26 protein-coding genes and 1 pseudogene are annotated in these 21,179 nt (G+C 63.6%); 7 read left to right on the top strand and 20 right to left on the bottom strand.

Translation table 11 applies throughout. The features are described 5' to 3' along the window. Positions 1 to 2: 2 nt before the first annotated feature. The 11 genes from DB459_RS16390 to DB459_RS16340 all read right to left on the bottom strand — a co-directional run bounded on the left by DB459_RS16390 (position 3) and on the right by DB459_RS16340 (position 8,200). Complete coding sequence (locus DB459_RS16390; RefSeq protein WP_253706300.1) at positions 3 to 440, bottom strand: hypothetical protein; 438 nt, start codon at positions 438 to 440, stop codon at positions 3 to 5. Beyond that, the gene (locus DB459_RS16385; RefSeq protein ID WP_253706299.1) at positions 440 to 1,789 is read right to left on the bottom strand and encodes a hypothetical protein; all 1,350 of its coding nucleotides are present in this window, start codon (positions 1,787 to 1,789) and stop codon (positions 440 to 442) included. Before DB459_RS16385 ends, DB459_RS16390 begins: the two co-directional genes overlap by 1 nt. Beyond that, on the bottom strand, positions 1,789 to 2,037 hold the full coding sequence (locus DB459_RS16380) for a hypothetical protein (protein WP_253706298.1): 249 nt from the start codon (positions 2,035 to 2,037) through the stop codon (positions 1,789 to 1,791). Before DB459_RS16380 ends, DB459_RS16385 begins: the two co-directional genes overlap by 1 nt. 209 nt (positions 2,038 to 2,246) lie before the next feature. Beyond that, positions 2,247 to 2,666, bottom strand: coding sequence for a hypothetical protein (locus DB459_RS16375; RefSeq protein WP_253706297.1), 420 nt, complete (start codon positions 2,664 to 2,666; stop codon positions 2,247 to 2,249). 10 nt (positions 2,667 to 2,676) lie between these two features. Then, on the bottom strand, positions 2,677 to 4,845 hold the full coding sequence (locus DB459_RS16370) for a hypothetical protein (protein WP_253706296.1): 2,169 nt from the start codon (positions 4,843 to 4,845) through the stop codon (positions 2,677 to 2,679). Continuing rightward, complete coding sequence (locus DB459_RS16365; RefSeq protein WP_253706295.1) at positions 4,842 to 6,365, bottom strand: terminase; 1,524 nt, start codon at positions 6,363 to 6,365, stop codon at positions 4,842 to 4,844. The genes DB459_RS16370 and DB459_RS16365 overlap by 4 nt, the downstream gene beginning before the upstream one ends. Beyond that, complete coding sequence (locus tag DB459_RS16360) at positions 6,331 to 6,786, bottom strand: terminase small subunit protein (protein WP_253706294.1); 456 nt, start codon at positions 6,784 to 6,786, stop codon at positions 6,331 to 6,333. The genes DB459_RS16365 and DB459_RS16360 overlap by 35 nt, the downstream gene beginning before the upstream one ends. Next, complete coding sequence (locus DB459_RS16355; protein WP_253706293.1) at positions 6,783 to 6,992, bottom strand: hypothetical protein; 210 nt, start codon at positions 6,990 to 6,992, stop codon at positions 6,783 to 6,785. The genes DB459_RS16360 and DB459_RS16355 overlap by 4 nt, the downstream gene beginning before the upstream one ends. A 42-nt stretch (positions 6,993 to 7,034) precedes the next feature. After that, positions 7,035 to 7,304: a hypothetical protein gene (locus DB459_RS16350; RefSeq protein WP_253706292.1), complete on the bottom strand. Its 270-nt coding sequence runs from the start codon at positions 7,302 to 7,304 to the stop codon at positions 7,035 to 7,037. 258 nt (positions 7,305 to 7,562) lie between these two features. Further along, positions 7,563 to 7,814: a hypothetical protein gene (locus DB459_RS16345; protein WP_253706291.1), complete on the bottom strand. Its 252-nt coding sequence runs from the start codon at positions 7,812 to 7,814 to the stop codon at positions 7,563 to 7,565. 173 nt (positions 7,815 to 7,987) lie between these two features. Further along, positions 7,988 to 8,200, bottom strand: a complete 213-nt coding sequence (locus DB459_RS16340; protein WP_253706290.1) for a peptidoglycan-binding protein — start codon at positions 8,198 to 8,200, stop codon at positions 7,988 to 7,990. Between the two features lie 223 nt (positions 8,201 to 8,423). Between DB459_RS16340 and DB459_RS16335 the strand changes: the two genes are divergently transcribed. Both DB459_RS16335 and DB459_RS16330 read left to right on the top strand, forming a co-directional pair. Beyond that, on the top strand, positions 8,424 to 8,597 hold the full coding sequence (locus DB459_RS16335; protein WP_253706289.1) for a DUF1328 domain-containing protein: 174 nt from the start codon (positions 8,424 to 8,426) through the stop codon (positions 8,595 to 8,597). 824 nt (positions 8,598 to 9,421) lie between these two features. Next, on the top strand, positions 9,422 to 9,682 hold the full coding sequence (locus tag DB459_RS16330; protein WP_253706288.1) for a hypothetical protein: 261 nt from the start codon (positions 9,422 to 9,424) through the stop codon (positions 9,680 to 9,682). Between the two features lie 660 nt (positions 9,683 to 10,342). Here DB459_RS16330 and DB459_RS16325 read toward each other — a convergent pair. Both DB459_RS16325 and DB459_RS16320 read right to left on the bottom strand, forming a co-directional pair. Further along, a complete protein-coding gene (locus tag DB459_RS16325; protein ID WP_253706287.1) occupies positions 10,343 to 11,029 on the bottom strand; it encodes an RES family NAD+ phosphorylase in 687 nt (228 codons plus the stop codon). Continuing rightward, the gene (locus DB459_RS16320) at positions 11,026 to 11,460 is read right to left on the bottom strand and encodes an antitoxin Xre/MbcA/ParS toxin-binding domain-containing protein (RefSeq protein ID WP_253706286.1); all 435 of its coding nucleotides are present in this window, start codon (positions 11,458 to 11,460) and stop codon (positions 11,026 to 11,028) included. The genes DB459_RS16325 and DB459_RS16320 overlap by 4 nt, the downstream gene beginning before the upstream one ends. A 210-nt stretch (positions 11,461 to 11,670) precedes the next feature. Between DB459_RS16320 and DB459_RS16315 the strand changes: the two genes are divergently transcribed. Continuing rightward, entirely contained in the window at positions 11,671 to 12,897 is a 1,227-nt protein-coding gene (locus DB459_RS16315; RefSeq protein WP_253706285.1) for an MFS transporter, read from the top strand. 20 nt (positions 12,898 to 12,917) lie between these two features. Here the strand turns inward: DB459_RS16315 and DB459_RS27610 are convergent. Then, positions 12,918 to 13,067, bottom strand: a pseudogene (locus DB459_RS27610) (SDR family oxidoreductase); the annotation flags it as partial. Positions 13,068 to 13,153: 86 nt separating this feature from the next. Further along, a complete protein-coding gene (locus DB459_RS16310) occupies positions 13,154 to 14,836 on the bottom strand; it encodes a methyl-accepting chemotaxis protein (protein ID WP_253706284.1) in 1,683 nt (560 codons plus the stop codon). Positions 14,837 to 15,381: 545 nt separating this feature from the next. Between DB459_RS16310 and DB459_RS16305 the strand changes: the two genes are divergently transcribed. After that, positions 15,382 to 15,573 (top strand): hypothetical protein, encoded by a 192-nt coding sequence (locus DB459_RS16305; protein ID WP_253706283.1) that lies wholly within the window; start codon positions 15,382 to 15,384, stop codon positions 15,571 to 15,573. 43 nt (positions 15,574 to 15,616) lie between these two features. Here the strand turns inward: DB459_RS16305 and DB459_RS16300 are convergent, their stop codons facing one another. After that, positions 15,617 to 16,147 carry a cytochrome b gene (locus DB459_RS16300; protein WP_253706282.1) on the bottom strand — a complete coding sequence of 177 codons (531 nt, stop codon included), beginning with the start codon at positions 16,145 to 16,147 and terminating at the stop codon, positions 15,617 to 15,619. Beyond that, entirely contained in the window at positions 16,147 to 17,118 is a 972-nt protein-coding gene (gene mbfA / locus DB459_RS16295) for an iron exporter MbfA (protein ID WP_253706281.1), read from the bottom strand. The genes DB459_RS16300 and mbfA overlap by 1 nt, the downstream gene beginning before the upstream one ends. Positions 17,119 to 17,205: 87 nt before the next feature. Here mbfA and DB459_RS16290 point away from each other — a divergent pair, with 87 nt between their 5' ends. From DB459_RS16290 to DB459_RS16285, 3 genes are read left to right on the top strand one after another with little or no spacing between them, the layout of a single operon-like run. Beyond that, complete coding sequence (locus DB459_RS16290; RefSeq protein ID WP_253713753.1) at positions 17,206 to 17,481, top strand: hypothetical protein; 276 nt, start codon at positions 17,206 to 17,208, stop codon at positions 17,479 to 17,481. Next, a complete protein-coding gene (locus tag DB459_RS27380) occupies positions 17,478 to 17,600 on the top strand; it encodes a hypothetical protein (protein ID WP_256519191.1) in 123 nt (40 codons plus the stop codon). The genes DB459_RS16290 and DB459_RS27380 overlap by 4 nt, the downstream gene beginning before the upstream one ends. 4 nt (positions 17,601 to 17,604) lie before the next feature. Next, a complete protein-coding gene (locus DB459_RS16285; RefSeq protein WP_253706280.1) occupies positions 17,605 to 17,925 on the top strand; it encodes a hypothetical protein in 321 nt (106 codons plus the stop codon). Positions 17,926 to 17,973: 48 nt separating this feature from the next. Here the strand turns inward: DB459_RS16285 and DB459_RS27375 are convergent, their stop codons facing one another. From DB459_RS27375 to DB459_RS16275, 3 genes are all read right to left on the bottom strand, one after another. Further along, positions 17,974 to 18,102 carry a hypothetical protein gene (locus tag DB459_RS27375; protein WP_256519190.1) on the bottom strand — a complete coding sequence of 43 codons (129 nt, stop codon included), beginning with the start codon at positions 18,100 to 18,102 and terminating at the stop codon, positions 17,974 to 17,976. A gap of 378 nt (positions 18,103 to 18,480) precedes the next feature. Next, positions 18,481 to 20,700 (bottom strand): molybdopterin cofactor-binding domain-containing protein, encoded by a 2,220-nt coding sequence (locus DB459_RS16280; protein ID WP_253706279.1) that lies wholly within the window; start codon positions 20,698 to 20,700, stop codon positions 18,481 to 18,483. Beyond that, the gene (locus DB459_RS16275; RefSeq protein ID WP_253706278.1) at positions 20,700 to 21,179 is read right to left on the bottom strand and encodes a (2Fe-2S)-binding protein; all 480 of its coding nucleotides are present in this window, start codon (positions 21,177 to 21,179) and stop codon (positions 20,700 to 20,702) included. The genes DB459_RS16280 and DB459_RS16275 overlap by 1 nt, the downstream gene beginning before the upstream one ends.

Genomic DNA, 21,179 nt, shown 5'->3' with positions numbered 1-21,179 from the left:
GCCTATAGCGCCGCGGCGGCGATGAAGAATGCGTCGATCCGCGCCGCGCTCCAGCCCTGCGCCATTCCGATCCGGACCGTTAGCGGGTCGTTGCGCTCGAAGGTGGTCGCCCCGGACACGATCATCTTGGCGCCGAATTGCTCCGCCGTGGGCATGGCGTCGATCACCGCGAGCAGCGCGGGCGGTATCACCGCAGCGTTCGCCGCCAGGGCGTCGGCCTCCGAGATGATGCCTTCGATCGCCAGCTGCTGATAGAACTGCCGATCCGAGATCGACCGCGGCGCCACCGGCGGAGGCGCGACATAGGGATCGGGAACGCCGCCGTTTGCCAGCCATTCGTGATAGGCCGCGCGGTCGCGATTGGCCGCATCCTCCGGGATGAGTGCGCCATCGCCGGTGCGGATGACCGCCGCGGAGGCCGTGCACTGATAGGCAGCCATCACAACCTCGCATCCAGCTTGTAGACGCCGCCAATGGCGTAGGTCGCCCCCGCCGCCGTTGCGGTCAGGTCGAGCCTCAGGTCCCGCACCGTCGTGCCTCCAATGGTGACGCTGCAGTTGCTGTACGACGGCGCGGTGAACTGGCTCGCGGTCGGTCCCGCGCGCATCTCGGTCAGCAGCGACTTGGAGAGGTACAGGGTCTGCCCGGCGCCGTTCAGGTAGACGCCGATGGTCGTCGTGGTCGCGAATTGCAGATAGCGTTCGCACAGGCGAAGCTCGACATCGTAGGAGCGCATGGCCAGCGCCGAGCGCGCCGCCGCCGGCACCTCGGTGCCGGGGAGAACGACGACACCGGTGATCTGGAAGACATCGCCGAGGGTGCCGGCACCGTTCGTCGTCCCGGTCGCCGCGAGATAATTTGCCGAGGCCCACGCGCCTGCCGCTCCGGCAAACGTCGTGCCGCAGGCGATGGCAAAGCTCAGCCACAGGCCGACGCCATTGGTATTGCCGGTCCAGGCTCCCGAGGTGTCGCCCGGGAGCGTGACCGTCTTGTATTCCCAGGCATCGGCAACGTCCTGGGTGAACGTGAACGAATACGATCTCGTCGATGCCGAGTTCCTGACCGATCCCGAGTAGGTTCCAGCGCGATGGACCTTGGTCCAGAACCCTATCGAGATCGGCTGCGCGGCCGCCATTCCAAATCCGAGCCGCGACGTGCGGAAGCCCTCGATCGGCTGCGCGATGATCAGATAGTCGCCAGACCCGAGAGCCGCCGCGGCCGTGGTGATCGCGACCTTGATCGAGTTGGTGAATCCGGACGGCGCGTCGGCCACCTGTGCCGCCGAGAAGCCCATGGTGCCGGTCGACAAGATCTGCCATCCGTCGACGACGTAACCGCTCGTCGTCCGCGCGGCCGCACCGTTCTCCTGGCTCACCTCCATTGCGCCGTTGACCTGCAACCCGCTCGCCGCCAGCGCATCGAACGGCGCGGCATTGAGATTGCTGCGGCCGCGCGCCTGTTGTGCCGCGGTCAGCGACATCGCGTCGTCGAACTGCAGAACGTCGTCCGGATCGATCGAAATCGCCACCTGCGGCGCGACCGCGAAATTCACCTTGGCGCCGGTCGACGAATATTTGACGCTCGCCCGGGCGATGGTATTGCCGCCGCTGACCTGGCCGGAGCCGTATTCCCACTGCGTCAGGTCCGGGCTTTCCGCACGATAGCGATAGGTCTTTCCGTTCATCGACGCGGAAAGGTCGCGATAGCCGGTGACCGGCCCGAAGGAGACGAAGTCGCCGGCGCCGGACGATGTCGCGGCGATCCGGACGCCGAGGTCGAGGCTGGCCATTACGCCGCCGTCCGTCCGTCGAGCGCGGTCGCGATCTGCGCAATCTGCTTCATGAGATCGGTCAACCCGGCTTCCGCGACCTCGATCTGCGCCGCGAGCGGCGCGACCTCGGCGGCAAGCGTGGCTTCCGCCTGCCGGACCAAGGCGTCACGCTGCGCGCGCAGAGGTTCGGATCGCGCAAGGATTGCGTCGCGCTGCTGGCAGAGCGTTGCGAATTGCTGCTTGAGAAGGTCGAGCGTGGTTGCCATGCAAATCTCCTAGTGTGGCGTCTCGCAATTGCCTACCGCCTTTGCGGCCAGTCTCTCGCAGGCAATTGCGAGACATAAGCCACACTAGCGCTTTGATTTTGCTAGTGTCCTTATGTCTCCGAATTACCGTGCGAGGGTGAGGCAAATGAAGCGGTAATTCGGAGACAGGACACTAGTGTCCCGCTGAAACGAGCGTCAGATCCACCACACTAGGCCAGCGTGAACACGCCGTTGGTCTGGTCGAGCGAGACCGTGAAACTGTTGCCATTGGTCAAGTTGACCTCCGCGCCATAGTCCCACCAGGCAACGAGATTTCCGCTTGCGGCCGTCGAGTTGTAGAGGACCGCATAGCGGAATTGAGCGATGGAGCCACCCGAGGCCGTGAAGACGACGGGCGACAGAATGAGCTTGTACGTTCCGGCCGGATCTGCGCCGGAGACGAACGCCGCGACAGCGCCGCCGGCGGCGTAACCGTTGCCGGCGGCGATTTCCGCAAGATTTGCCTTGACCGTATTCGACGCGACCGGCGCAACATCGGTCAGCAGGATCTTGAGCGTGTCCGAATTGAGGTTGTGGACCTTCGTCGCCAGGTCGAGCACGAAGCTGTTGAACTTGTTGTAGGCCGCCACGGTCGTTCTCCTATTGGACGGTCGCGTTGCCCGGCGGCATCGGCGCCACGCCGATCGGCTCGCCGTTCTGGTCGCGGATGATCTGCTTCGGCGCCGCCATGGCCGAGGCGATGTCCCGCATGCCCTGCTCGAACTGCTGCAGGAACGCGATCAGCACCGCGCCGGGGTCGCCGCCCTGCGGCTGAATCGGCTGGCCGTCCGGACCGATCTGCGGCGCCCCGAACTGGCTCAGGCTCGCCGCGGCGGCCTTGCGCATCTCGATCTGCTGCTTGGCCTGCGCCTCCGCGTGCATGCCGTCGATCTTGGCCTTGGTCAGTGCCTGGTGGTTGGCGATTTCCGCCTGCCCCTTGGCCTGCGTCATCTGCAGTTCGGCGTCGCGCTGCTGCTGCGCCGGATCAGGCTGGCCCTGCTGCTGCTCGAGACTCTTGCGAATGTCGTCCTGGGCGCTCGACGGCAGCGGCGAGTATTTGAGCAGCGCCAGCCAGGTTGCCGGCGGCAGCATCTTGCCGATCACCGGCAGCAACTGCTGCAGGAGGCTCCAGGTCGCCTCCTTCTGGTTCGGGCTCGACGGCGCCTCGTCGACGATCACGTCATAGGTGTTGAGGCCGCCCTGGCGGATCAGCGGCACATAGCGCGCGCCTTCCTCGCCGACGATCTTGATCAGCCGCCCGTCCGACAGATAGTTCTCGATCAGGTACAGCAGCAGCCGACCCTGCTCCTTGCGATAGCGGCGCAGGCTGTCGAACAGCGATTGCAGGATGGTCATGGCCGACTGCTTGCGCTGGCGATCGAGGCTTGCCGCCTGCCCCGAGTTGCTGGCGAGCCCCAGGAGCTCGACATTGACGCCGGAGGTGTCGCGAATCGACGAGATCGCGAACTGCATCAGCTCGAACGACGATTGCGGGAACTGGCTGACCGGCTTGGCGATGAATTTCGGGCTCTGGCCCGACACCGCGCCCTGCTTCAGGTAGGTCACCGCGTCCTGCTTGGCCCAGCTCGCCTCGCCGTCGGCGTCGTTCTCGAAGAAGGCGCCCCGCTCGGCGGCAATGCCACCCTTCGCCGAGGTGTTAATGATGTGCATCGTCTGCGCCATCCAGCGGTTGGCCCAGCGCTGCGGGTCCTTCATGCCGCGGACGAGGCCGTACCAGACGTTCTTGTTGCGGTCGCGCTTGCCGGTGATGCACTTGAAGCTGAAATGGTCCTTGCAGGGCGCCTCGCCGATCTCGAGCATGATCCGGCCGAGGAAGGCCTGCTTGAACGCCTTGCGCGTCGACCTGGTGAAGCGAAGCCGGCCGCCAACCGCTTCGGCTTTCGCCTGCAACTGCTCGAAATCATCCTTGTCGAGGGTCAGGATGTTCTGACCGTTCGGATCGGTCGGGTCGATCACGAGATAGGCCGGCGAGCGCTCCCACCATTGCGCCCGCACCATGGTGACGGTCTTTTCCGCGCGTTCCTGGCCGTCGCCCTGGTCGCCCTTGTTGTAGAACCGGCCGTCGTTGTGGTGCTGGTCGCGGCCGTCCGGCGCGTCGTCGACCCAGGTGGCGTTATAGTCGGCATCCTCGAATTCGTCGCCCGGGCAGAGCGCGCGAGCCTCCTCGATCGGGATATCCCGCCGGATATGAAAGACCCGGCGCATGTCGACGAGGTTGCGCTTCTTGGCCGAGCTGTCCCACACCATTTCGAGCGGGTCGACGCGCTCGACCACCGGCGCGCCGTCGGGGTCGTCCTCATAGTCGAGGCGGGTTTCGGTCCAGCCCATGCCGCAGATCACGGTGTCGCGGAAGGCGTCGCTCTCCTCATCCTCGGCATCGCACTGGTCGCGGAACCACTTCGCCGCGGAGGTCAGCACCTCATTGACCGCGACGTCGCCCTGGGTGCGCGGGATGAACTGCACCTCCTGGCGATTGGCGACCTCCGAGCCGGCGACGCTGTCGATCACCGGTTCGATCCGGTTCATGACGATGATCGGCCGGTTCATCTCGCGCAGCCGGGCCTTGTCCTCCTCGGTCAGCTGGTCGCCGGCGGTGAAAGCGAAGTCCTCCCGGGCGTCCTTCCGCCAGTCCGTGAGCCGGTCGAAATCCTGCTGGAACCAGCCCTTGAGCCGGGCGAACAGCGCTTCCGCGTCAGGCGCTTCGCCCTCCTCACGCCGATCGCCGGCATCCTCGCGGTCAGTGATCATGCGGACTCCCAGGAGCCGCCCCTGGCAGAGCGGCGCGAATAGGCGTGGCGGGGCGCCACCATGGACGGCTCGACGAAGCCTTGAGCGAAGTTGCGGAAGGCGTCCGCCCCGTTCGATGCCCAGTTATGCAGCGGCTTGTCCCGGAACGCCGCCCGCTCCTCGTCCCATTCCTTGCGGTAGTTGCGCAGGCACTTCAGACCCTTTTCGCACCGGACCGGGTCGATCAGCACCTTGGGGAACAGCCGCCGCGCCGCATTGATGCCGTCGTTGATGCTGTGCACCCGCGGCACGGTGATGATGGGGCTGATGCCGAGGCCGACCAGCGTGTCGTAACGGCTCTTGCCGTTGGACAGCTCGCTGTTGACGACGTCATGAGGCAAGTAGTGCTCGCCGAAGGTGTAGCCGTTCTCGTCACGGCGCTTCTTCAGCTCGCCGGCGTAGTGCTCGAGCCCGTAACCGCTGTTCTCGTAATAGTCGATGAAGCGGACCTCCAGCCCGGCCACCTGGATGAACCAGATCGCGTTGGCATCGTTGAAGCCAAGATCCCAGTTCGTCAGCACCGGAAGCGCAGGATCGATCGGGACCCGCGTGAGACGGCGATCGAGCTCCATCCGGGCAAGCTGTTCGGCGTAATAGGCGCCCTCGATCGCCGCCTCGAATGCCTCGTCGGGTGTCGAGGGAAACTCCCGCTTCATGTCGCCCTGCTGCTGCTCGGCCTTCTTGACGTACCAGGCTTTCTGCTCCGGGCGCAGGTCGATCCCGATGGCCCGCAGCCTGGCGAAATACTCCGCAAACGATGCCGGGATCTCGACCGCGCCCGGCTCGAGCACGTAAGCGTCGTCTTCCCACCACGGCGAGAAGTGAAATTTGAAGTCCATGGCCGAGAGCGGCGCGCCGGCGTTACGCTTGCTGCGCGCCTGCTGGCACAGCTCGAAGAAGTGGCCGTCCTGACCTTCCGCAGTGCTTTCGATGAAGACAAGCTGGTTCTTCTCGACGGTGTTGAGGGCGCCGGAGCGGACCTCCCGCGCCTTCTCCGGATATTTGGCGCAGATCTTGCCGTATTCTGAGATGTGCAGATATTGCAGCGTGCCGGAGCGCAGCGAGGTGCCGACGCGGATGCCCGAATTGTTTGCCAGCAGCAATTCGGAGGTGTTGTCGTTCACAGGCGGTACGATCGCCTTGATGCCCTCCGGCAGGTTATCGTAGGGGAAGCGGATCTTATCCCGAAAGATCACCTGGGCGTCGGCCAGCGTATGCGCGATGGTGCCGGCCCGGATGTCGGAGTTGAAGACGCAGGCATCCAGCATGAAGAGCTGGATGAAAGTGGTAAAACCGCGCTGGCGGGCCTTGAGGATGATGTTCTGATTGTGCATTCCGTCCAACAGCGCCTCTTGGGCACTGTTCATCCGGAAGGCCGAGCGCCGGCCGTTCTTGTCGGTGACGACGTAAAGATTGTTGAGCCGCCAGCAGCGATTTGAGAACCTGTCAATCGCCCGGCTGAAGGCTGCGGGTCCGTCCATCAATCGCCTTCATCAGCTCGCGGAGCGAATCGCCGGTTTCATGCGTTGCCTCGACGTCGAGCCGGTCGCCGTAGATCTTGGGTAGAGCCCTGGCAAGCAGCCAGCGCCTTACCGCGACCCGCAAACGACACCGCGAGATGTGCTCGTGATCGATTACTGGCTCGCCACCCTCGTTGCGCACAACGCGATCCTGGGACGCATCGTCGGCGATTTCGAGCATTTCGTCCGCCATCAGCGAGTAGCCGACCTCGCGGGCGTTTCGGTAACGCGTGGCAAAGCCATCTCGATCGGCTTTGACCCAGCCCAGGACGGTGCTGGGCGCCGGCATGCCGGGATCCCGGCAGACGTCGCGCAGGGTTCGCCCGGTGGCGAGCGCGTGACAAATCCGGTCCACCAGCGCGGCATGGTCCGTGATGCTCATGCTGAAAACGGCTCCCATTGCCAGTTGGCGAGTTGCGACGGCGACAGCGCCTCGAGTGTCTCTTCCTGGACGGCGGCGTGATACTGGATGGCCTCAAGCCGCTGCTGAATCTCGGCATAGGCGACCAGCGCGGCTTCGTCCTCTTTGGCCCGCTCCACCGCCGGCTTGCCAAGAATGCGCGCAACATCGAGGCCAAGCCGCCTCATCCGGCCGGCTCCGACGACCTGGTCACGAGCCGCAGCTTCCGCCTACCGCAGGGCTGAAAGCAGTTGCTGCCGCAAGTCGAACCCGGAGGCAGGCGCCGGTCGATCGTCGACCACCTCGTAATCGGCAACGAAGTCGTCGGCCTCGCCTTCGCGCCGGATCCTGCGCACGGCTTGTTCCACGGCGGCCTCCGCACTCGGCGCCGCATCACCGCTGAACCGATGGGCGAGTAGCGCCTGACGATGCGCCTCGACCGCCTCTGCAAAATCATAAGGCAACGCATCGAGCACCGACTTCGCGATCCTGAATGTCATCCTGTCCTCCTCAATCCGCTCCGTCAGACCACCATCCGGACGAGGCGCGGCATGCGGCTCGCGGATCCGATCTCGAAGCGCCGATCAGGTCACAAAAAATCCCGCCGCCGATTTCCGGAAGCGGGGCAAGAACTCTTTCGAGCAAAAATTCAAAGAGCGGATGAAACGCGCAAGCCTGGGTCGTCTCTCTCCGGGAGGCGTTGGATCATAAACAAGATGCCGAATATCTGATATCGAGAGAGCTGATATCGAGGGCTGTCATCGGTCCGTGGAGATCACCGCGTCCCCATCTCTTGCGAGCATGGCAATGTTCATCCATTTGCCGTTACGGGTCAAGCGCTGCACATCGATCGTGGATAATTCGATGCAACGACGGCGGCAATGCCGCGTGCGCGAAAGACAAGCTCGATCGTCGTTGTCGATATCCTCGCTGAAACTGAGGCCGCGACTGGGCGGCACAAGGAAGCTGCGCCGGTCGCCGTCCGGCCACGCTATCGCCGTGCGCGTCATCGCGGCGCGCCGTCCGCATCGCTCTGCGCTTACACGATTTTGCAGTCTCAGATCTGTTGGCCTCGAGCTTGGACAGAATCTTCCTGACCAACGGGCCTTCAAGACCCCTCGCAGACATCTTGTATCGCACGAGGATCGGCAACGCGGCCGGCGCTGTGAATTTTCTCCAGAGTTCAGGCGTGGACTGCCGGCCCCCCAAGACCGCTGGCATCGGCGAAGGCACGCAAAGCCTTTTGGGCATTCTCGCCATAATGTCCGTCAATCTCGCCGAGCGAGAAACCGCTCCCCGCCAGCAGAACCGGCAGCTTGATCGCGAGCGGGGTCACCCGGTCAGCAGGAAGAGTTGCACCGCTGAAATCGGCCTTCTCTATTTCGTCAACGTTCAACGTCGCGCCGGCAGCAGGGCCGGACAGAGGAACGCCAAGGACCGCAGCAAGAGCGAGACCCCGAGCCCTCCACATTCGCCACTTTTCCTCTGCCCCGTCCGACAACGCCGGACGAAACGGGAGTTTTCACAGCACTGTCCCGGATAAGGGCGAACGTTCCGCTGCGGGAACCGAGACGCAGCGCCCCGCGTTGGATGGCATCGTCGAACACGGAGCATTGACAATGACCATTCTCAGATGGGCGCTGATCTTCCTGGTGGTCTCAATCATCGCCGGGCTGCTGGGCTTCACCGGCGTATCGATCGTGTCCGCGGATATTGCGCGCACCCTGTTCTATATCTTCGTCGCGATCTTCCTCGTCTTGCTGATATTGGGGCTGACGATTTTCCGCGCGTAGAGCTAATCGGCCCCTCAGCGAAAAGGAACGTTTGTCGCGATTGTCGATTGAGATTACGTTCCCTGCGCGGGAACCGTGGCCGGCGTTGGCGCTTGAGGTCGTGCCCCCTATCTCCGACGTGCGTCGCTGGTCACGCCCCGCTTCGCTTGAGAGTTTCGAATCGAGCCTTCTGCCCCGAAGGGATGATCGGCCGTTGCGACCTGGAAGCGGATGCGACTTGAAGCGGGGGCGACTTCTGAAGCGGACGACCCGGAACGATTGGGAGCGATGGCAGATGGGCGTCGATCGTTGGGAGCAGGAGCATCGCAGTTACCGGCCAGGACGGCCACGACCCGCCGAGGTCGCGGCCGATGATCTTATTCTGGACGTCCCGGAGGAGATTCCAGTCGAAGACGCGCCGCAACTGCGCGGTCGAAGCGGCAAGGGCGGATTGCCCAAACCACGATCGTCGAGGCCGAGATCGCCCACACCTGTCGAAAAGGCGTCCTCATGATCGACTGATGGGTAGCCGCAAGGCGCTCGCTATCGCCGAACGACGCAAGATGCTAGTGTCCCCTTGTTTCCAACGTTCGTATGAGCGCCTGCTGCAATGGGATACGAACGTTGGAGTCGTGACACTAGTGTCCTGTCTCCGAATTACCGCTCCATTTGCCTCACGCTCGAACGGTAATTCAGAGACATAAAGGACACTAGAAAAATCAAAGCGCTAGTGTGGCTTATGTCTCGCAATTGCCTACGAGAGACTGGCCGCAAAGGCGGTAGGCAATTGCGAGACGCCACACTAGTGTAGGTTTCGCGAAACAAGATTGAATTCCTGTTGCGCCATGTCTGATCCGATTCCGTTCGATGCTTCAATTGCCCTGCGTATGAAGGCCGTCGAGGCCGCACGACGGGCGCGCGCGCTGCCGCCTGGCCCCGAGCGCAACGAGTGGCGGCAAATCGCCCTCGCCTACAGGGCTCTTTCCGAGAATGAAGCCTGGCTTTCCGGCGTGCGGGTACGCGGCCGTGCCGCTCGTGCTCTCGGCTCCGGCCACGCGGCGAACGGCAAGGGCGGCAAGCGCGGCCGGCCCGGCGGCACCCAATAAGTGAGACCTAATTGCTGTGAAGTGTCACGTCTCAGTTGACGATCTGGGCATTTCGCGCCGCCACCTCTGAGCCGGCATCCATGCGTGATGTCGCTAGTGTGGCGTCTCGCAATTGCCTACCGCCTTTGCGGCAAGCCTCTCGTAGGCAATTGCGAGACATAAGCCACACTAGCACTTTGATTTTGCTAGTGTCCTTATGATCTTCCCGAAGAAGGTGCGCATGATCGATCAATCCTCATTGTGCCGACAATGGCGTTGGAGCAGGATTATTCCCTAAACGCCCGGCGTTCTTCGCCGGGGGGCGCGACCGCGGAGGCACGGCCCTCGCCCGGTCGCCCTCTGGCGACATAGGGGCTCGGCCCGATCACCATGTCGTTCAGTGCAGCGAGCGTTCGGCCTCGCGCAGCACGTCAAGCGCGCGCCACGGCTTTGCCATGAATTGCGTCCCATCCGGAAGCCGTCGCAGAGTTCGATTTCCTCAAACAGCACGGCGAACAGCTGTCGCTGCGCGTAATCAATCTCGACCACGAGCGCTTTGGTGCGAACGGGTTTTGGCCGCCCCATCGTCACCTCCCAAGATGTCGCAATTCGACGACAATGCGCGAGCTGGCGTGAAGTTCGCCGCCCCCTGTTATTTGATAGTTGATGGCCACCGGGTCATCATCGGACCACGAGCGTCGCGACTTCGGGTTGCGCGGTTCCCGCCCAGGTAAACCGGTACGTTTGAGATTTCCTCACATTCATCACCAAGGCCGGGCGAAAGCAGGCAAGGCAGGTGCCGCCTGCAGCACGCACGCTGGGATATACGATTCCGAGAGAGCCCTCGGCGAGCAGCCGTTGCGCCATGTCCTGAGCCGCGAGGTAGCTACCGGCGGCGAGGCAATCTGCAAATCGCGCGTCACCACGCAGGTCGTGAAACTCGGCGCTGAAATCGGCGAGATAATCGTCATAAGTGATTTCTGCGTCCTGCCAGCCACATTCAGCGAGCTCGACCGACTTATGGAACGCAACCTCCGCCTGAGCGGTCTCAAGCTCGAGCGCGGCATACCAGGCACCACGATCGGGTCCGTTGAAGCGACTGCCAAGGGGATGCGCGTGACAGAAGGCGGCATTGACGATGCGGAAATAGGGAATGCCAAACACCAGCTCATCGATGCCGATCCCCGGCAGCCGATCGTTCTCCGCCATCAAGCGATCGTTGGTTGCGTTGTCGAGATCGAAGATGTCGGCAAGGTGCGCGTCATCGTCGGCTATCCGGGTCAGGACGCTATCGCCGCCCTCGTTGTATTTCGAGGGGATCAGCCGATGAGTGTCAAAGCGGCGCAGCAGCGACACCGCCGGTGTCATTGGCCGCCGCGTCGTGCATCGAGCAGCCGCCGCACCGTCTGCAGCGCCGGCAGCCCGCCCTTGATCATGAAATCGAGCGGCGTCACACCATGAAATATCCGGTTGGTGTTCGGCAGCTGCACCCAGGCGTCGGCGAGTTCGGTCGGATAAAGGATGTTCAACGCCTTGAAGATACCGATCAGATAGGACACTCGCGTCAACGCATCGGTATCAAGCGTGCGCGGCCTCTTCTTCAACTCGTAATAGGGGCCATTGGAGATTCCGCCGAGCAACGCCCGGGCGTCGTCATCGCGCACCTTCCAAGCCATCATGATGTTGAAGAAGGCCTCGAGGGCAGATGGACTAAGGCGCTCGCGCTCCGCCTTCGCGGCGAGATCGGGCAATGGCGCGAACTCATAGCGGGAAGCAGGATAATGAGGCGCGACAGGCATGGATTGATCCTGAAAAGGATATAAGTAACTCCTATTCCGGATTTTGCAAGGGAGAATGACGCCCGACCACTGCCGCCGTACCTTACGGCAAGTTTGCCGACGCCCCCCCCCTTCCACGATACCGCTCGACGCTTCACCTGACCTGAGCCATGAAGGCACGGCACCTTGTCCTGCACGCCTCGTCAGCGCAGGTCGCCTCTGAGTTGTCCTATGCTGTCGCCGTCTCCGCCCGCCGGGCTGGCCCGCCTGCTCGGCCATCGACCGTACCTCGCGTATTTCGCATCGCGCACGCTGTCCCGCTTCGCCTCGCAGATCGCGGCGGTGGCGATCGGCTGGCAGATCTATGACCGGACTGGCAGCGCCTTCAATCTCGGCCTCGCCGGATTGACCCAGTTTCTCCCGACAGCGCTCCTGGTGTTCTTTGCCGGCCACGTCGCCGATCGCTATGACCGCAGGCGGGTGATGCGGCTGTGTCAGTTCGTCGAGGCTGTCACAGCCGTGACCCTCGCCGTCGGCAGCATCGCCGGCTGGCTGAGCGTCCCTGAAATCTTTCTCGCCTTGGCAGTGATCGGCACGGTCACCGCCTTCGAAAGCCCGGCCTCCGCAGCGCTCTTGCCGGCTGTCGCACCCGACGGCCAGTTGCAGCGGGCGACGGCGATTGCCACCGCCGGCGGGCAGATCGCGATGATCTGCGGCCCGGCCCTGGGCGGCATCGCCTATGCCCTGAGTGCGGCTGCGCCCTTCGCCGCCATGGCGGCATTCTGGATGGCCGGCTGCCTGCTGAGCGGTCTCATCCGCCACCTGACGCCAGCGAAAGGCAAAGAACCGCCGAGCTGGGCCGCTCTGTTCGACGGTGTCCGCTTCGTACGCAGCAACCCGGCGATCCTCGGCACGATCTCGCTCGACCTCTTCGCTGTGCTGCTCGGGGGCGCCACGGCGCTGTTGCCAATCTATGCCCGCGATGTCCTCCACACCGGCCCCTGGGGTCTCGGTGTGCTGCGCGCCGCGCCGGCAGTCGGTGCACTGTTGATGAGCAGCGCACTAGCGCGATTTTCGATCCGCCGCAAGATCGGCCTGCGCATGTTCCAGGCCGTGATCGTGTTTGGCGCGGCGACCGTCATCTTTGCCCTCTCGCAATGGATCTGGCTGTCCCTGCTGGCGCTGGCGGTCATGGGCGCCGCCGACACCATCAGCGTCGTGATCCGCTTCTCACTGGTACAGCTCGCCACGCCCGATGACATGCGCGGCCGCGTCGGCGCGGTGAATTTCCTTTTCATCAATGCCTCGAACCAGCTCGGCGAATTCGAGAGCGGCATGGTGGCGGCGCTGCTTGGCGCCGTTCCCGCTGCGGCGCTCGGCGGCCTTGGCACCATCCTGGTGGCGCTTGCGTGGATGAGGCTGTTCCCGACGCTGCGCCAGGTCGACCGGCTGGAGTGACGCGCAGCCGCCCTCCACTCCCGGTGCAGCTGCGTCAGCCCGGTCATCGGTCCGTCGATTCCGGTCCAGCCACCGTCGACGAACAATGTCGAGCCGCTGACGTACCTCGCCGCATCGGAGGCAAGATAGACGACCGCCGTCGCCACCTCGTCGGCAAGATCCGACGCCCAAGGCGCTCGCCAGAAACGGGTTGCGCTATCCTATTGCACCTTACGGCATCCGCCGACAGCGTGTTCGAAGCCGTCGGCGACCTGTGTCAGGCCGCCCGGATCCTGGCGATAAAGCGGTCGACACCCGCCCGCAGCACATCCGACCGGCGGCTGAGTTCGTCGGCCGAGGCCAGGACATGACCGGCAGCCGTGCCCGTCTCGCCCGCCGCGGCATTGACGCCGATGATGGTATCGGACACCTGGCCGGTCCCCACCGCCGCCTGTTGGACGTTGCGCGCGATCTCGCGGGTTGCGGCCCCCTGCTCCTCGACGGCGGATGCAATCGTAGTCGCGATCTCGTTCATCTCGCCGATGGTGCCGCCGATGCTTCCGATCGCCGCAACGGCCTCGCTGGTCGCTTCCTGCATGGCGGCGACCTGGGCCGATATCTCCTCAGTCGCCTTGGCGGTCTGGCTCGCGAGGGATTTCACCTCGTTGGCAACCACCGCGAAGCCGCGCCCGGCCTCACCGGCCCGCGCCGCCTCGATGGTGGCATTGAGCGCCAGCAGGTTGGTCTGGCTGGCGATGTCGCTGATCAGCTTGACGACATCGCCGATCTTCTGTGCGGCGGCCGACAGCCCCTGCACCGTGGCATTGGTACGCTCGGCCTCGGTCACCGCCTTGCCGGCAATCGCCGTGGATTGCGTCACCTGCCGGCCGATCTCGACCACCGAAGAGGACAATTCCTCGGTCGCAGCAGCCACGGTCTGCACGTTGCTGGTCGCCTCGCCGGCAGCTGCAGCGACCGTACCGGACTGGCGGCTGGTCGCCTCGGCGGTCGCGGCCATGGACTGGGCCATGGACCGCATGGACGTAGCCGACTGGGCCAGGGTCTCAAGTTCGCCCCGCACCTCGTTCTGGAAATCGTCGGCCATGCGCGCCAGCAGCGATTTACGCGCGTCTTCCGACTGCAGCTTGAGGGCATCCTGCTCCGCCCGCAGCCGAGCCGCCTCAGCCATGCTCTCCTTAAAGACCTGAACTGACTGTGCCATGGCCCCCACCTCGTCGCCGCGGTCGCGGGCCGGGATCTCGGCGGCCGTATCACCGCCGGCAAGCCGGCGCATCGCCGATGTCATGGCAGTGATCGGCCCGACGATGCTGCGACCAAGCAGCAGCGACATGCCGACGACCAGCAGAAGCGTGACTGCGATCATCAGGCCCGTGCGCATTACCTGGGCGCGGAAAATCGCATCGACGTCGTCGATATAGATCCCGCCCCCGATAGCCCAGCGGTAGGGCTTGAAGCCGGTCACATAGGCGATCTTGGGCAGAGGCTGCTCAGCGCCGGCGCGGGGAAAGCGGAAGCCGACAAAGCCATTGCTGCCGTTGCGAACGAGATCGACTTCCTCCCTGGTGAAATAGACTCCGTCGGAATCGGCAACCCCGATCAGATTCTTGCCTTCCACCTTGGAGCTGGGATGGGCCTGGACGACCCCATCCATATCGAGGGCATAAAGATAGTCATCCTGGCCAAAGCGCAAGGATTTGAGCAAGGCCCGGCTGCGCACGATCGCATCGGCGTCGGACACCCCCGCGGCCTTCGCCGCCTCGTAATCCCGCTCCACGGCCTGGCGCGCCAACTCCACCACGTCCTGCAGCTTCGCCTTGCGGTCATCCAGCAGATTTGCCCGTAGCGCCGCCAGCTGCACGGTGGCCACCGCACCGATGCCGAGGACCGCAAGCACGACCATGATCATCAGCTTGGACGAAATACGCAGATTACCGAACATGGGGACCTTTTCGGGATGAAGGACTGCAAGACGACAACCGCCAGAGGGCTGCGGCTGAGATCATGGTACCGCCAAGAAATGAAGACAGGCCTAATGGGGGACGTCGCGACAGGTGACCGCGCAGTTGAACTCAGGTCTCAGGTCCAGCCCAATCTCGGAGCATGATGGCCGCGGCGGGCGGACTGGCTGGCTATCTGTTCAGGCAGGGACAGCGGCCTCGGCCACCGTGCTAGGGCTTGGCAGAAGCGGTGCGTCAAAACGCAAGACTCGGTGGTCAGACGAGAAGTTCGGCGGCGATCACGTATTCTCCATTGGGAGAGGGATCAATCTCTCGGCTTGTCGCGGATCCCTCAGTTCACGCCTGTCCCCTGTATTCATAAAATCCGCGAGACCTGCGCAAGCGAACGTAAAGCAAAGATGAAATCACCGCGCCTGGTTCGATCACAGCACCGAAACAACCGGGGTTTCTCGGATCGGATTCACAGTCGATTCAGCGCTGAAGACCAGGTTGCCCACGCAGCCCAATTCTAAAAAGGTCACATTTCATGAGCATCGCACCCATTGCCCAGGCTCCAACGCCATCCCCGTCCGCCGGCGCGCAGCCGCAGGCACCGGAGACTGATCCCGCGAGCCGCAATGACGCCAATTCCGTGAATTCCTCGTCCACCCCCTCGCGGCAACCGCCGATCGCCGCGGTGGCACCGGGTGTCGGCCGCATCGTCGACCTCAGCGCCTGAGGGGGGGTCATCTAAAGACCTCGACGCGCGGGGGAAGGTCCTCTCACCCCGGCAGCATGCGCTGCATGATCCGGTCGCGATAGACGAAGATATGGACAAGCGCGGCGGCGACATGGACGCCGATCACGCTGATCAGCGCCAGCTCTAGGATTTCGTGCGCGGGGCCGATCGCCTTTGCCAGACTTGCTCCGGGAGCCGTCAACATCGGCAGCTGAACAAGACCGAAGAACGACAAATTCCAGCCGCGCATTGATGCGAACATCCAGCCGCTGATGGTTGTGACAAACACCAGAAGATAGAGCAGCCAATGCACGCCTTCGGACATCAAGCGCTGCCATGACGGCAGCGAACTCTCCGGCGCTACAGGGTGCGTCATCCGCCAGGCGAACCGCAGCAGGATCAGCACGAGAATGACGATACCGAGCGAAACATGGAGGTTCATCGGCCATCCCGGCTGCATGCCGCGATGAATATCGGGCATCAGCCAGCCGATCGGATATTGGATGGCGAGAAGCAATACGATCAGCCAGTGAAGCGCCTTGGCTATCGCACCGTAATGCAGTCGCTCATCCATCAAGCCCCTCCGATCAATATCCCGACACCCAGCACGATCACGCCACCGAGCACGATCTGGAATACAGCGTGCAGGAATGGCGTATCCATGTAGCGCGCACGGATCCAGGCAATCGCCCACAATTCAAAGAACACCACGAGGCCAGCGATCGCGGTTGCGATCCAGAACGCATTGGCCCAGGAATCAGGCACGAGATAGGGCATTGTGTGGCCAAGGCCGCCGACCGTCGTCATCAATCCACAGGTCAGGCCACGCAGCCATGGCGAGCCGCGCCCGGTCATCGATCCGTCATCCGACAGCGCCTCGGCAAAACCCATGCTGATGCCGGCACCGATCGAAGCTGCAAGGCCGACAAGAAATGTTTGCCAATTGTGATGGGTTGCAAACGCGGCAGCAAAAAGCGGCGCCAGCGTCGACACCGAACCATCCATCAGACCGGCGAGTCCGGGCTGGACATATTGCAGGACGAAGACCCGATGGCGAGTGCGGTCCTCCTCGGCACGGACCTCCGGGCTGAGGATCTGATCGGTCAATCGCGCCGCCAGCGTCTCGTGCCCCTTCTCCATCTCGGCAAGGTCGCCGAGCAGTTTACGAACGCCGACATCCTGGGTGCGCTCGGCGGCCTTGGCATAGAAGCGCTCGGCCTCGAACTCCATCGTCTCCGCTTCCTTGCGGACCGTGTCCAACGAAAGATTCTTGGTCAGCCAGATCGGCCGGCGGCGGAGAAAACCCTTGACGTCTTCACGCCGGATCGGCGGCAAATTGGGCCCGAAGCGCTGCTCGTACAGTTCGAGCAGCATGTGACGATGCCCTTTTTCCTGCTCGGCCATCTCCTCGAAGATCTTGGCCGACTCCGGATAGCGTTCCGTGAGGTCCTCGGCGAAGCTCATGTAGATGCGGCTGTCCTCTTCTTCGGAAGAGATGGCAACCGCGAGAATCTCGCGTTCTGTGAGTTCGGAAAAGTTCTTCATAAGCTGCAGTGTCCGATAAGTTTAGAACGATTCTAAATCGCTATCCCAGCTGGAAGCCGACGTCAAATGCACCACGAAAATCCGGGCATGCAGGAACTTCCTGCGCTCTCATGGTTAGTACCCGCCGAAACCGTGCCCCCTGATGAACGACTTGCACCAACGGAACGTCCGATGCACCAGGTCTCGCGCCGCGTCGAACGCGCATGGAAATCCCTGACAGGGCCGGCGAAAGCTCCAAGCGCCGATGGCTCTCGCGAGCAGGTCTGGCATTGCGTGCCATTTTCGGAAGGCGCCCAGTACGGCATCGAACTGTTCTATCCTTGCGACAGGTGGCCAATGCTCTTCTTCGAAGCTTCGCCGTGATGATGACCGCGTTGCTGCTCACTCTTGCCACGGCGGAAGTGGCTTATGGCATCTTCGGCGCTTTTACCGGGCGACCGTTGCAGATGCATGAATTCAGCAGCCGCAACCGGGCGAAGTGATGCAATGACGCATCGCATTCGGAGGACCGTTGCAGTTGCAGTTCTTCTCACGATCATGACCCAGTCGGCGGAAGCCAGACAGAGATCCCATTTCTCTTCCCACGGTCACCGTCATCGCGCCGTCCGCGGCTGGCATGGTTACGGCTTTCTGCCCGGTTACCGCACGCCGGAGCAGATCGAGATTGAGCGCTGGCGAACCGGCTATCCGCAGTGGCGCCTCTGGTACCCCTGGCCACGCTTTTATCGCGGTCGCTGGAACGGCGGCGGCTTTGGACCGTGCTGGACGCAGACACCCATCGGTTTCGTCTGGAATTGCGGAAAGTGACCGACAGCCGGGTCGTGCCCCGTCGAGCTGACTAGGATTCCGGAGGGACTACGTCGGGAGCGCGCGAGCCCATGTCGCGGTCGCCTCCGGCTGTTTCTCCTCGCTGCGCGAATTTAGATCGGCGGCCTTGCTCGCCAGTTCGGCGGCGACGGCCTGGTCTCTGGTGACCTTCGCCATCTTAAGCAGCCCTCCGATCATTCCATACCCGCCCTGATGATCCTCGCACCCGCAGCATCATGCGGCAAAACGCCAATTCGTTCCGTCTGTTATCGAATTTGATGATGGAACCGGGCGGAGCTCAGAGACTTCCATTGATCCAGATCAAACATCACCGAACCGGGTTCCATATTCATGCTCCCACCAAATCACCTGGGAGAGGGAAACATGCCTGCCGACAGCCTGATGGTGTCCATCGCCGTGGTTTTGATGTTCGCGGTCTTCGGCGCCGTTCTGTTCTGGGGCGACCGTCGGACCAGCGGCCCGAACTAACCCTTTAGGCTAAGGCGCTTTAACCGCCACTTCGGGCCTCGTGACCTGAGACCTGCGGTTCGAATTTCAGATACCGATGGCCGCCCTGACCCTGCCGGCACTCAACGGCAGGTCGCGGAGGCGCGCGCCTGTGGCGTCAGCGATGGCATTGGCGAGGGCCGCCGCTGCCGGTCCCTGCCCCGCCTCGCCGGCGCCGAGGAACGGCAGTCCGGGCCTATCCTGCAGATGGACCTCGACGGCATCCGGAACATTGCCGAAACGCAGAATGGGATAGGAAGCCCAGTCGACCGACGTGATCCTGACCTCGTCGAAGCTCACGCTTTCGTAGAGGGTCCAGCTGATCGACTGCAGGATGGCGCCCTCGATCTGGTTGCGCACGCCATCGGGATTGACGATCTGACCGGCATCGACCGCGGCCACCGCCTTGCGGACATGAATGCGACCGCTGTCACGGTCGACCTCCACCTCCATGGCGATGGCGCAATAGGCGGCAAGATTTTTGTAGCGCGCAAAGGCAAAGCCGCAGCCGCGCCCGTCCGCCCCTTTCTCGCGCAAGCTCCAGCCAAAACGATCGGCAGCCAACCGGATCACGTCCTGCGCCCGCGCATCAGTCAGATGTGCGAGGCGAAACTGCACCGGATCGGCGCTGGCGGCGACGGCAAGCTCGTCCATGACGCTCTCGATGGTGAAGACATTCATGTAGGCGCCGAGCGCCCGCATGGCGGAGATCCGCAACGGCATCTCCGGGACGAAGTGATGCATCACCTCGGCATTTGCGAAGGCATAGAGCGGCAACGCGTTGCGATCGCCACCGCCTTCCGGCAGCGGCAGCGGCTTCGGCTGCGGTACCGCGAAAGGAGGATCGACATGCTGGCCGGCCAGCAAGGATCCGGCGCTACCTGGCCGCATGGAATGGGTATTGCTCCAGACCTGATAGCGCCATTCCGCGACCCGTCCGCTGTCGTCCACTCCAGCACTGACCTGCGTCACCATCGCCGGGCCGAACGGCTCCCAGGCATGTTCCTGTTCACGCATCCATTGCAGCCGCACTGGCCGGCCGGGCAGTGACATCGCGATCAGCGCCGCATCGCCGGCAGCATCGTCAGCCCCGTTGTGCCCGTAGCACCCCGATCCCTCGACATGAATGCAGCGCACCTTGTCGCGCGGCAATCGCAGCAGTTCGGCGATGGCGGCGCGATCCGGATAGACGCCCTGGGTGTGGGTCCAAACCGTCATCATTTCGTCCGCATACCGAGCCACCGCGCAGGAGGGGCCGATCGAGCCGTGAGCCTGCCACGGCCGCGTGAAGGTTGCTTCGATGCGCGTGACGACATTCCCGGCAGCGGACTGCCGATCGAGGATCTTCATGTCGCGCGCCGCGAGCCTGGTGACGGCTTCCGGCAGCGGCGTGGTTGCCGGCAGTTGTTTCCTTTCCTGCCACTGCGCCGCAGCCGCCAGGCTCCGCATCGCCTTGACCGCCTGATACTCCCGCGCCGCCGCCACCGCGAGGAAGTTGCCGTTGCGGATCACCTTGACCACGCCGGGCATTCTTTCGACCGAGGCCGTGTCGATCGCCACGAGCTGCGCGCCGTAGCTCGGCGGCCGCACGACGCGGGCGTGCAGCATGCCCTCGAGCCGCATGTCCTGTACATAGGCCGCGCCGCCGGTGACCTTGGCGGGAATGTCGACCCGCGGCAGCGCCGTGTTGATGATCGTGAAGCTTGCAGGGTCGCGCAACTTCGATGTCGGGGCCGCACGCACACGCTGCTCTACGCCGCCGACGAGCTCGGCATAAGCAAGACGTCGTCCGTCATCGGTCAGAACTGCGCCATTCTCGGCCTTCAGCCGCTCCGGCGGCAGTCCGAACCGCCGCGCCGCCTCTGCGATCAGAACTTCCCGCATCTGGGCCGCGGCGTGGCGGATCGCGGTGGCACTGTCCTGCATCGAGTGACTGCCAGCGGTATAGCCCTCGTTGGCAGTCCTGCCGGTGTCCGCCGTCACCAGCGTCATCCCTCCCACCGGCAGAGCGAGTTCTTCGGCCGCAACCTGCAACAGCGCCGTCTTGATACCCTGTCCGAGTTCGGCCTTACCGCTAAGCACCGTCACGGTGCCATCGGCGTCGAGCCGGATCCATGAATCGAGCCAGGGCTCGGCGGCCAGGCTGCCGGGCGGCTTGGCCGCTCCGGCGGCATCTTCGGCGGCGTGGCTGCCGGAAATTGCGAAACTGACGATCAGGGCACCGCTGCCCTGGAGCACGGCGCGGCGCGACAAAGGCATTGTTATCATCAGATCGCTCCCTTGGCCGAATTGGCGCGCATCAGGTCTGCAGCGCGCTTGACTGCCTTGATGATCCGCATGTGTGTCCCGCAGCGACACAGATTGGGCTGCAACGCCCGCCTGATATCGGCCTCGCCGGCATCGACATTGCGCGCGAGGAGCGCCTGCGCCCGCATCACCATCCCCGGAATGCAGTAACCGCATTGCGCGGCCTGTTCCGCGATGAAGGCGCGCTGGATCGGACTCGGATTGTCGGGGCCGCCAAGCCCCTCCAAGGTGGTGATGCTGCGACCCTCTATGAGCATGACGGGCGTGACGCAGGACAGCACTGCCGCGCCGTCCACGAGGACCGTGCAGGCACCGCATTGGCCGAGCCCGCAGCCATATTTTGCTGCGTTGAGCGCCAGTTCGTCACGCAGCACATAGAGCAGCGGCGTATCGGGATCGGCATCGATGCGGTGCATGTGACCGTTGACCTTGATGTCCAT

Source organism: Bradyrhizobium sp. WD16 (assembly GCF_024181725.1).
In the GTDB taxonomy this organism is placed as follows: domain Bacteria; phylum Pseudomonadota; class Alphaproteobacteria; order Rhizobiales; family Xanthobacteraceae; genus Bradyrhizobium_A.
This window is presented reverse-complemented; position numbering and strand designations above follow the sequence as displayed.